Consider the following 11055-nt stretch of genomic DNA (forward strand, 5'->3'; position numbering starts at 1 on the left):
TTGTCCCGAAATCTAGGGCGAACGGCCGCGCCGATCATCGGCGCGCGGGTGGGAATCCGGTTGGAGATCGGCGTCCACCTCGAGGTGGAGTGCCGTGTGGCGCGGACCGGTGAGGGCAGGCCATGATGCAGGCATGGTCGAAGAAGTGCCCCCGGTCCGGATCGTGATCGCCGAAGACCAGGCGGCGGTACGCGAAGGGCTGGCCCTGCTGGTGGGGACGGTCGCGGGGATCACCGTGGTCGGCCAGGCGCCCGACGGCGAGGTCGCCGTGCGGCTGGCCGGGGAACTGAGCCCGGACGTCGTGCTGATGGACCTCTCCATGCCCCGGTGCGACGGCGTCGAGGCGACCCGGCGGATCAAGGAACAGCATCCGGAGATCGAGGTCGTCGTGCTCACCACCTACGCCGACGACGACTGGGTGCTGCGTGCCTTGGAGGCCGGAGCGCTGGGATACCTGACGAAATCGGCGAACAAGCACGAAATCGGGCGCGCGGTGCACGCGGCCGCGGCGGGACAGGCCCTGCTCGACCCGCGGGTGCAGCGGCGAGTGCTCGGCGCCGCCCTGGCGCCCGCGCCCGCTTCGGCGCCGCCGCCCGAGGACGACGCGAAGCTCACGAAGCGGGAAGCCCATGTGCTGACGCTGATCGCGGCGGGGCGCAGCAACAAGGAGATCGCCGCGGAACTGTTCGTCAGCGAGACGACGGTCAAGAGCCACATCAACCGGATCTTCGCCAAGACGGGGAGCCGGGATCGGGCGCAGGCGGTTCGTTATGCGTACCAAGCAGGTTACGTGCGGGACTGAATCACGCGAGTTCCGTGCCTGATCACGCGAGTTACGCCTTCAATCACGCGAGATCCGCCTGGCGGCACGTTCGCCTCAGCCCGGCACCCGGGCGGTGACGTCCCAGAACCGGCCGTCCGGACCGGTGACCAGGGTGCCGTCGACGAGTTCGATCCGTTCGCGCATCCCGGTCAGGCCGTAGCCCGGCGTGTGCCCGGGGTCCGGTGCGGCGGCGAGAGGGTTGCGGACGTGCAGCCGGACCTCGTCCGGCGGGTACTCCAGTTCGACGCTCACCGCCTCGCCCGCCGCGTGCTTGGCCGCGTTCGTCAGCGCCTCCCGGCAGATCCGCAGCAGCGCGATCGTCTGCGCCGACGGGAGGTCGCGGTGCTCGCCCAGCATGGTGAACTCTGCCGGAGTGTCGTGTTCCCGGCCGAAGGTCCGCACGAGTTCGTTCAGCGCGTCCGGCAGGGCGCGGACGTCCTCGCGCAGGGCCGCCACGGCGTCCCGGACGTCGCTGAGCCCTTGGTCGGCGAGGCTTCGCGAAAGCGCGAGCGAACGCAGGGCGCCTTCGGTGTCGTCCTCCTCCACCAGCAGCGTGTGCATCACCTCCAGCTGGACGCGCAGCGCGCCGAGGGAATGGGCGACGACGTCGTGGATCTCGCGGGCGATACGGGTGCGCTCGTCGAGCGTCGCGGCGCGCACGCCCCGGGTGTGCGCCAGCCGTTCCTGGTGCAGCAACCGTTCCGCCTGCGCGACCCTGGTCAGATGACCGCGGCGGGTGAATCCGACGAGGACCACGATGACGACCGCGCCGAGCGCGCCCAGCCATGCCTCGGAGGGGCGGTGGCCGAGCAGGCTGGAGGCCACGATGGCGGCGGCGTCGAAGACCATCAGCGCGATGATCGCGACGGTGCCCGGTTCCAGCCGTGAGGCGAACGCGGCGAGGGTGATGCAGGTCATGATCACGGCGGTGCCGTCGGTGGCGGCGCCGGTACCGAAGGCCGGGACCGCGCTCGCCGCGGCCAGCGGGAGCAGGGCGGCGCGGGGGAAGCGCTCGCTGATCCCGATCCACAGCAGCCAGCTCGCCGACGACACGGCGTAGAGCACCCACAGCCAGCCGGCGCCGGCCGGGACGGTCGCGGTCATCTGGGTGACGGCCAGCAGCGCCGTCCCGGCGGCGGGCGCGGCCCATCGCCAGCGACGTTCCTCGGCCTCTTCGGACGCTGCTTCGGTCATACGACGATCGTAGGGCCACCACGACTTTTCGCTCGCGGGCGATCATTCCGAGGGTGGAAATACCGTCACCGTTGGTAGGAGGTCGCTCTCTCGCGGTTGTTTCCGCAGGAAGCGTCCGGCTAGTGTTCGCCGAGGCGAAAGAAAGCGGTCTCTCCGACCCTCCGCCGAACAATTCCCATCCCTTTCGGAGGAATCCTGCGATGACCGCTCCAAGCGGCGATGCCGGGGACTGGGTCCGTGTTTTCCGGCCCGGAGGACCGTCGGTACCGCGTCTGATCTGCCTGCCCGACGCCGGTGCGGCCGCGAATGCGTTCTTCCCGCTTTCCGCCGCGCTCGCGCCGGGGATCGAGGTGCACGCGGCGCAATATCCGGGACGTCAGGATCGGGTCGCGGAACCGTGTGCCGAAGACATCGGGGAATTGGCCGACCGGGTCACCGGTGCGCTCGCGCTCTGGGAAGGCGCGCCGTTCGCGGTGTACGGCCACGGAATGGGCGCGGTCGTCGGTTTCGAGGTGGCGAGGCGGCTGGAGCAGGTGCTGACCGGGAGCCCGGTCGCGCTGATCGTGTCCGGCTGCCCGGCCCCGTCCCGGTCCGGCTCCGTCGGGCTCCACCTGCTGCCGGATCAGGATCTCGTGACCGAGCTGTACTCGCTTCGCGACGCCGGCTCGCCCGGTGCGCGGGACGCGGAGCTGCTCAAGGCCACTTTCCCGGCCATCCGGGCCGATTTCCGGGCGCTGGCCGCCTACCGGCCCGAACCCGGGCCGGCGCTGCGCTGTCCGGTCACGGTGCTCGTCGGTGACAGCGACCCGGCGGTGTCCCTCGACGAGGCGCGCGCTTGGCACGAGTACACCACCGGCCCGTTCGACCTCCAGGTCTTCCCTGGTGGGCACGGTTTCCCGGAGGCTCGGCCCGAGGAGTTCGCCGAGGTGGTGACCGCCGCGGTCCTGCGGCGGTGAAGCGGCGATGACGTTGCGAAAGCCACTTTCGCAACCTTCAAGGTTGCGAAAGTGGCTTTCGCGTCATCGTGGCCCGCGTGACGTCCGGGGTCAGCGTTGCGGGCTGCCGCCCGGGATCTTGGCGCCGCCGAGGCGGGCGGACAGCACGAGCGTCATCGCCATCAGGTTCGCACCCAGCGAGAGCAGGATGGTGCCACCGCCGGAGGTCAGCGTCGCGCCGGCGAAATGCCCGATCACGCCGAGCACGCCGCGGACGAGCAGCAGGCCCACCCAGACGGCGAGGCCGAGCGCGCCGATCCGCTGGTAGACCTTGTCGCCGCGCCGCTGCAGCTGCGTCATCGCGCCCATCGCGGCGCCACCCAGGAGCGAGACCAGCAGGCCCACGCCGAGGAAGACGATGTCGGTCACGCTGATGGTGGTGTCCAGATGCCGCATCTGGATGACCCCGATGGCGACCAGGGTGAGCGGCCCGCCCCAGATTTCCACGTTCTCCAGCGGTTTCCAGCTCATGCGCTGGTAAATCACGTAGACGACGACGGCGATGGCGACCGCGATGTTGATCAGCGTGCTGGTGTCCACTGCGCACTCTCCTCGGCTGTGGGCGACCTGTTCGTTCGGTATCGATCACGAGCGTAGGAGCAGGCACCCGTCCCGGCGACCAACCACGGGTTGACGTCCGGGTGGAATTCCCCGATCCACCCGAACCGGGGAACCGGCGATTAGGGGTGGGCACCGGTCGCTAGGGGTTGTTGGCGCTTCGAGGCCGATCCTACTGTCGGGTTCATCGGCCGGACCGCCAATTCCCGGCCCGATCGGCTCTCGCTTCCGAATCCCCTTTCCCGGAATTCGGAGCCGGATTTCGCCGACTGAAAGGTGTCTCACGTTGCATTCCTACCAAGTGGCCGTCGTCGGCGCCGGATACGTCGGGCTGACCACCGCGGCGTGTCTCGCCTCGCTCGGACACCGGGTCCGGTGCACCGATTCCGATCGCGGCAAATTGGCCCGGCTCCAGCGCGGTGAGGTCGACATCCTGGAAAAGGACCTGCCCGGTCTGGTCGCCGAGGGAATCGCCGCCGGACGGCTCGGTTTCGTCGAATCGGCCGCGGAGGCCGTCGAGACCGCGGAAGCCGTCTTCCTTTGTGTACCCACCCCGATGGGCGAGGGTGGGATGGCCGATCTGTCGGCCGTCATCGACGTCGCGACCAAGGTCCGTGACGTGCTTTCGCCGGGTTGCGTGCTGGTGAACAAGTCGACCGTGCCGGTCGGGACCGCGGCCAGGGTCGCCGCGCTGCTCGGCCGGGACGACGTCGCGGTGGTGAGCAATCCGGAGTTCCTTCGCGAGGGCACCGCCGTCCACGACTTCCTCAACCCGGACCGGATCGTCGTCGGTTCCGACACCCGCGGCCCGGCGGAACGCGTCGCGGCGCTCTACGCCCGGCTCGGCGCCCCGACGGTGCTGACCGACGCGGCGAGCGCGGAGATGGTCAAGTACGCCGCCAACTGTTTCCTCGCCACGAAACTGTCCTATGTGAACGCCATCGCCGAACTGTGCGAGCGGCTCGACGCCGACATCGGCGACGTCACCGAAGGCATGGGCTACGACCGCCGGATCGGCCCGACGTTCCTTTCGCCGGGGCCGGGCTGGGGTGGTTCCTGCCTGCCCAAGGACACCATGGCGCTCAAACAGGTCGCCGAGGTCGCGGGTTTCGAGTTCGGCCTGCTCGACGAGGTCATCTCCGGGAACGCGAAACAGGCGTCCCGGGTGGTCGAGCGGATCGCCGTCGCCTGTGGACTCGACGCGGACGCGGATCTCACCGGCCTGCGGATCGGCCTGCTCGGGCTGACCTTCAAGGCGGGCACCAACGATCTCCGGGATTCCCCGGCACTGAGCGTCGCCCGGCTGCTGGCCGAGCGTGGCGCGGAGCTGACCGGGTACGACCCCGGCCTCACCGGCGCCGAACCGCCGATCCCCGGCGTCCGGGTCGTCGACGACCCCTACTACATCGCGAAGGACGCGCACGCGCTGGTCCTGCTGACGGATTGGCCGCAGTTCCGTGCCCTGGACTGGCCGCGGATCGCCGGCCTGCTCGAAGGACCGGTCGTCATCGACACCCGCAACCACCTCGACCCCGACGCGCTCAGCCGGGCCGGCATCGCCTGGCGCGGCTTCGGCAGGCCGCCGGTCGACCCGGTGCGCACGCCGTCCTTCGACCCCGTTCCCTGACCGTCCTCAAAGGACAGAAACGAAAGGTGGACCCCATGCGGGTTTTGTGCACCGTGACCGGCTCGCAGGGCCACGCACGGGCGGTGCTGCCCTTGGCCAGGGCGGCGGCGAAGGCGGGCCACGACGTGCTCGTCGTGACCCCGCCGGAACTGGCCGACGTCTTCGAACCCGGGCTCATGCGGATCGAACCGGTGCTTCCGGGCATGGTCGAGGCCATCGGGCGGATGGTGCAGGAACGTCAGGAGGCCGAAGCGGCCGGGACTCCGCGCAGGGTGCTGGACACGCGCGACCAGCTGATCGCCACCGCGAGCGGCCCGCACGTCACCACCGCCTACCAGAAGCTCTACCCCCTGGCCAAGGAATTCCAGCCCGACATCGTGGTGCGTGACGGCGCGGAGCTGTCCGGCGTGCTGGTCGCCGAGCAGCTCGGCGTCCCGTACATCAGCGCGCCGTCGGGTGCGGGCAACCTGATCGACCCGGCGGGCCTGGTGGAGCCGCTGAACGAGCGCCGCCAGGAGCTGGGGCTCGCCGCCGAACCCGACGCCGGGATGGTGCACCGCTACGGCCGTTTCGACTGCCTGCCCGCCGACACCTCGTTCGCCGCCTTCGATCTGCCGACGCCCTTCACCTACCGCCAGCCGTCGGAGGTGGCCACCGGCGAGGTCTTGCCGCCGGAGATCGCCGCGCTGCGCGCGGACCGGCCGCTGGTGCTCGCCTCGGTCGGCACCGCGCTGCCCATGCTCGGCGCGTTCAAGGCGTTCGGCATCGACCCGCCGGAGGAGATGGAGGACCCCGACGTCACGGTGCGCGCTCTGATCGAAGGGCTGTCCAGTGTGGACTGTTCGGCGGTGGTGGCGACGGCCGGGTTCCCGATCGGCGACGTCGAGGTCGGTGACAACGTGCTCGTCGTCGAACGGATGCCGCAGCCGCTGCTGCTCGAATGCGCGCAGCTCTTCCTGACCCACGCCGGGTACAACAGCATCCGCGAGGCGTTGCGCGCCGGAGTGCCGATGGCCACGCTGCCGCAGTTCGGCGACCAGCCGCACAACGCCCGCCGCGTCGAGGAGCTCGGGTTCGGCAAGCAGATCCCCGCCACCACGCCGGAAGCGGTCGCCGAGACCTGCCGCGCGGTGCTGGCCGACACCCGGATCGCGGCCACCGTCGCGCGGGCCCAGCGGCGGAGCCTGACCATGCCGGGCGTGGAGTCCGCCGTGGCCCACCTCGAAGAGCTCGCCGGCCGGGCCGCGGGAACGGAGTAGCGCGGTGCAGATCGACCACTACGTCAGCCAGCTGCTGGACGTGCTTTCCACGCGGCCGGACGAGATCGCGTTGCGTCACGGCGACGAGGCGCTGACTTCGGCGGAACTCGCGGCGGCCATCACCGGTGCCGCCGCCGCGCTGCGCGACCGCGGGACCGGCGAGGGCGGGGTGGTGGCCCTGCTGACCGTGGGGAACAGCCCGGCGACGCTGATCGGCCGGTACGCCGCCAATCTGATCGGTGCCACCGTGGTGCACCTGCGCGGTATCAACGCCGCCGATCCGCTCGACGAACTCCCGATCGCCACGCAGGTCGAGATCGTCGACGACACCGGTACCACCGTCCTGCTCACCGACGCGGCGAACCTCGACCGGGCCAGGAAGATCCGCGACGCCATGGCGGAACCGGCGGCGCTGGCGGCTTTCGGGGACTTCGGTGACGACGTCGCCGACATCACCGGGACCGCTGGCGAGGTCGAGCCGCGAGCCGAGGGCACCGCGGTGCTGACCTACACCAGCGGGACCACCGGCAGGCCCAAGGGCATCGGCCGCGGGTTCGGCGGGCTGGGCGCGGTGGTCACCAAGGCCCGGCACATGACCGAACGCTGCACGATGCTGGTCACCACGCCGCTCAGCCATTCCGTTTCGTCCACAGTGGACGACGCGGTCGCGTCCGGCGGGATGATCGTCCTGCACGAGGGATTCGACGCCGGCGCCGTGCTCGAAGCCGTGGAACGCCACCGGGTCAACCGGGTCTACCTGGCCACCCCGCAGCTCTACGACCTGCTCGACCATCCGGCACTGGGCACCACGGACCATTCCAGCTTGCGCGAGCTCTACTACGGCGGGAGCCCGGCCTCCCCGGTGCGGCTCTCCCGGGCGGCGGAGGTGTTCGGCGCGAAGCTGATCCAGATCTACGGCACCACCGAAAGCTGGGTGATCGCCGCGCTTTCGCCGGAAGAGCACCTGAAACCGGAGCTGCTCACCACGGTCGGCAAGGCGGTCCCGTTCGTCCAGGTCGGCATCCGCGACCCGCACGTGCGGCACGAGCTGCCCGCCGGGAAGACCGGGGAGATCTGCGTCCGGTCGCCGATGATGATGGACGGCTACTGGAAGCGGCCCGACCTAACCTCGCGGGTCCTCATCGACGGCTGGCTGCACACCGGCGACGTCGGCTATCTCGACGAGAACGGCTACCTGTACCTGGTCGACCGGCTCGCCGACATGATCAAGACCAACGGCATCAAGGTGTACCCGGCCGAGGTCGAGAACGCGCTGCTGGCCCATCCGGATGTCGCGCAGGCCGCGGTGTTCGGGGTCGCCGACGAGGACAACGTCGAGTACATGCACGCGATCGCGGTGCCGCGCCGGGGCAGGGACGTGGATCCCGCCGACCTGGCCGCGCAGGTCGCGCGGGTGCTGTCCCCGAGCCACGTACCGGCGGAGATCCGGCTCCGCGCCGAGCTTCCGCTGACCGACGCGGGGAAGCCGGACAAGCTCCGCCTCCGCGAGGAGGCGAAACCCGCCACCAAGTCCAGCCACGCCAAGCCAGAGAGCGAGTTGACGTCATGACCACCTATCTGGAGTCCTTCCAGCGCACCCTGCAGGGCGAAGTGCTGCAGAAACGCGACTTCCTGGAGATCGGGCGGCAGGCGGGCCGGTTCCCTGCGGCCAGCCGGTACGAGGAGGCCGAAGCGGTCGCCGAGATCAACGTCTGGTGCAGCAACGACTACCTCGGCATGGGCCAGCATCCGGACGTGCTATCCGCGATGAAGGAGGCCGTCGAGCGGTTCGGCGCCGGGGCGGGCGGTTCGCGCAACATCGCGGGCACCAACCACTACCACGTGGCGCTGGAACGCGAACTGGCCGAACTGCACGGCAAGGAGGACGCGCTGCTGTTCACCTCCGGCTACACCGCCAACGACGGTTCGCTGACCGTGCTGGCGGGCCGCCCCGAGGACTGCATCGTGTTCTCCGACGAGAAGAACCACGCCTCCATCATCGACGGGCTGCGGCACAGCGGCGCGGAGAAGAAGATCTTCCGCCACAACGACGTCGCGCATCTGGCCGAGCTGCTCGCCGCCGCCCCGGCCGACCGGCCGAAGATGATCGTGTTCGAATCGGTCTACTCGATGAACGGCGACGTCGCGCCGCTGGCGGAATTCGCCGCGCTGGCGAAGCAGTACGACGCCATGACCTATGTGGACGAAGTGCACGCCGTCGGGATGTACGGCCCCGAAGGTGCCGGGATCGCCGCGCGCGAGGGGATCGCCGACGAATTCACCGTCGTGATGGGCACGCTGGCCAAGGGCTTCGGCACCACCGGCGGGTACATCGCCGGGCCCGCCGCGCTGATCGACGCCGTGCGCACGCACTCGCGTTCGTTCATCTTCACCACCGCGCTGCCGCCCGCCGTGGCCGCCGGCGCGCTCGCCGCGGTCCGGCACCTGCGTTCGTCGGAGCGGGAGCGCGAGATCCTCGCCGACAACGCGCAGCTGCTGCACAAACTGCTCGCCGAACGCGGGATCCCGTTCCTCTCGGACGAGTCGCATATCGTGTCGATCCTGGTCGGGGACGACGCGCTGTGCAAGAAGGTGCACGAACTCCTGTTGCAGCGGCACGGGATCTACATCCAGTCGATCAACGCGCCGAGTGTCCCGTTCGGACAGGAGATCCTGCGCACGGCCCCGTCGGCGGTGCACACCGGCAGCGACGTGCAGAAGATGGTCGAGGCGCTGGACCAGATCTGGCTGGATCTCGGCCTGCCGCGCGGCTGAGAGGGGAGTCCGGTGTCCTTGTCCCTCGCGGCCGTCCTCGCCGATTCGGCGGGCAGGCGGCCGGATCACCCCGCGCTCGTGTTCGACGGGGAACCGTTCTCCTACCGGGAACTCTGGGCCGGGGCGAAGAGGTACGCCTCCGCGCTCCGGGGCCAGGGGGTCGCCGCCGGCGACCGGGTCGTGCTGCTCCTGCCGAACACGCCGGAGTTCCCGATGGTCTACTTCGGTGCACTGGCGCTCGGTGCGGTCGTCGTGCCGGTGCACACGTTGCTCGTCGCGGAGGAGATCCACTACATCCTCACCGACTGCGACGCCCGGGTGCTGATCTGCGGAGCCGCCCTGCTGGAGCAGGGAGGCGAGGCCGCCGGCGCGGCCGGTGTCGAAGTCCTGACGATGCTGGAGGACGTCGACACCGGCCGCGTCCGCCTCGACGTCCTCGCCGGGGCCGCGGCCGAGATCGAGCGGTACGAACCGCGCGAACCCTCGGACCTCGCGCTGATCCTCTACACCTCGGGGACGACCGGCAAACCCAAGGGCGCGATGCTGACCCACCTGAGCATCGTGCTGAACGTGGCCACCACGATGCTGTCGCCGTTCGACTTCCACGCCGACGACGTGCTGCTCGGCTGTCTGCCGTTGTTCCACACCTTCGGCCAGATCTGCGGGATGGCGACCTGTTTCCGTGCCGGCGCGACGATGGTGCTGATGTCGCGGTTCGACGCGCGTGCCGCGCTGGAACTGATGGTGGAACAGAACTGCTCGCTGTTCATGGGCGTGCCGACGATGTACGTCGCGTTGCTGGAGGCAGCCGAGGACGAGCCGCGGCGGCCCAAACTCGACCGGGCCTTCTCCGGCGGTTCGTCGCTGCCCGTCGCGCTGCTGGAGCGGTTCGAGGCCGTGTTCGACTGCCCGATCTACGAGGGGTACGGCCTCACCGAGACCTCTCCCGTGGTGGCCTACAACCAGCGCGCGTGGCCGACCCGCGCGGGCACCGTCGGCAAACCGATCTGGGGCGTGGACGTGGCCATCGCGCGTGCCGAGACCGAAGACCGGATCGAACTCGTGCCGCCGGGCGAGGTCGGCGAGATCGTCGTCCGGGGGCACAACGTGATGGCGGGCTACCTGAACCGCCCCGAGGCGACGGCCGCCGCGATCGTGGACGGCTGGTTCCGCAGCGGCGACCTCGGTTTCCTCGACGACGACGGCTATCTGTCCATTGTGGATCGCAAGAAGGACATGATCCTTCGCGGCGGCTACAACGTGTATCCGCGTGAGATCGAGGAAGTCCTGGCCAGGCATCCCGCGATCGCCCAGGTCGCGGTCGTCGGCGTGCCGGACGACCGGTACGGCGAGGAGATCTGCGCCGTCGTCGTGGCCGCTTCCGATCGGGAACCCGGGCCGGAACTGGCGGCGGAGCTTGTGGCGTGGAGCAAGAAGCGCGTCGCGGCCTACAAGTATCCGCGCCGGGTGGAGTTCCTGGACGCGATGCCGCTCGGGCCCAGCGGCAAGATCCTCAAGCGGGAGCTGGCGGACCGGCTCGGGCGCTGACCTCTGTGCGGCTGTAGTGGGCTGAAGGCTCCCTTCGCCGCATGTGATGCGGCGAAGGGAGCCTTCGGCCCAAGTCGGATACGGGACACGCAGACCTGTCCTTGCCCGCCCTGTGCGCGATGGCGCCGGTCGTGAGTGGCGTTTCGGGTTAGAGCGGAAGCGTATTTCCCTACCCACGCCTGGGTAGGTGATTGTGACGTGTCTGCGGTCGGGGCGCCGGTCTCAGAGATCGATGGCATCGGAAGCTCGCCGCGGCACGGTCGAGTGTGGAGGATT

General features: G+C 69.9%; 9 protein-coding genes. 7 read left to right on the forward strand and 2 right to left on the reverse strand.

Annotated elements, in window-relative coordinates; genetic code table 11:
* Positions 1 to 133 precede the first annotated feature (133 nt).
* Positions 134 to 802, forward strand: coding sequence for a response regulator transcription factor (locus tag AJAP_RS12220; protein WP_038510788.1), 669 nt, complete (start codon positions 134 to 136; stop codon positions 800 to 802).
* Between the two features lie 75 nt (positions 803 to 877).
* Here AJAP_RS12220 and AJAP_RS12225 read toward each other — a convergent pair whose 3' ends face one another.
* Positions 878 to 2017: a sensor histidine kinase gene (locus AJAP_RS12225; protein ID WP_051972420.1), complete on the reverse strand. Its 1140-nt coding sequence runs from the start codon at positions 2015 to 2017 to the stop codon at positions 878 to 880.
* A 200-nt stretch (positions 2018 to 2217) separates the two neighbouring features.
* On the opposite strand from AJAP_RS12225, the gene AJAP_RS12230 reads away from it, so the two are divergent.
* On the forward strand, positions 2218 to 2973 hold the full coding sequence (locus AJAP_RS12230) for a thioesterase II family protein (RefSeq protein ID WP_038510790.1): 756 nt from the start codon (positions 2218 to 2220) through the stop codon (positions 2971 to 2973).
* Positions 2974 to 3063: 90 nt separating this feature from the next.
* Here the strand turns inward: AJAP_RS12230 and AJAP_RS12235 are convergent, their stop codons facing one another.
* On the reverse strand, positions 3064 to 3552 hold the full coding sequence (locus AJAP_RS12235) for a DUF1453 family protein (RefSeq protein WP_037345115.1): 489 nt from the start codon (positions 3550 to 3552) through the stop codon (positions 3064 to 3066).
* Between the two features lie 304 nt (positions 3553 to 3856).
* Here AJAP_RS12235 and AJAP_RS12240 point away from each other — a divergent pair, with 304 nt between their 5' ends.
* Genes AJAP_RS12240 through AJAP_RS12260 form a run of 5 tightly spaced genes read left to right on the forward strand, consistent with a single transcriptional unit; the run spans position 3857 to position 10779 of the window.
* Positions 3857 to 5197 (forward strand): UDP-glucose dehydrogenase family protein, encoded by a 1341-nt coding sequence (locus tag AJAP_RS12240; RefSeq protein WP_038510792.1) that lies wholly within the window; start codon positions 3857 to 3859, stop codon positions 5195 to 5197.
* Positions 5198 to 5232: 35 nt separating this feature from the next.
* Entirely contained in the window at positions 5233 to 6456 is a 1224-nt protein-coding gene (locus tag AJAP_RS12245) for a glycosyltransferase (RefSeq protein ID WP_038510793.1), read from the forward strand.
* A gap of 4 nt (positions 6457 to 6460) precedes the next feature.
* A complete protein-coding gene (locus tag AJAP_RS12250; RefSeq protein WP_051972421.1) occupies positions 6461 to 8026 on the forward strand; it encodes an AMP-binding protein in 1566 nt (521 codons plus the stop codon).
* On the forward strand, positions 8023 to 9231 hold the full coding sequence (gene hemA / locus AJAP_RS12255; RefSeq protein WP_038510795.1) for a 5-aminolevulinate synthase: 1209 nt from the start codon (positions 8023 to 8025) through the stop codon (positions 9229 to 9231). Before AJAP_RS12250 ends, hemA begins: the two co-directional genes overlap by 4 nt.
* A gap of 12 nt (positions 9232 to 9243) precedes the next feature.
* Positions 9244 to 10779 (forward strand): long-chain-fatty-acid--CoA ligase, encoded by a 1536-nt coding sequence (locus AJAP_RS12260; protein WP_038510797.1) that lies wholly within the window; start codon positions 9244 to 9246, stop codon positions 10777 to 10779.
* Positions 10780 to 11055: the final 276 nt, after the last annotated feature.

This window comes from Amycolatopsis japonica, from assembly GCF_000732925.1.
Classification (GTDB): Bacteria; Actinomycetota; Actinomycetes; order Mycobacteriales; family Pseudonocardiaceae; genus Amycolatopsis; species Amycolatopsis japonica.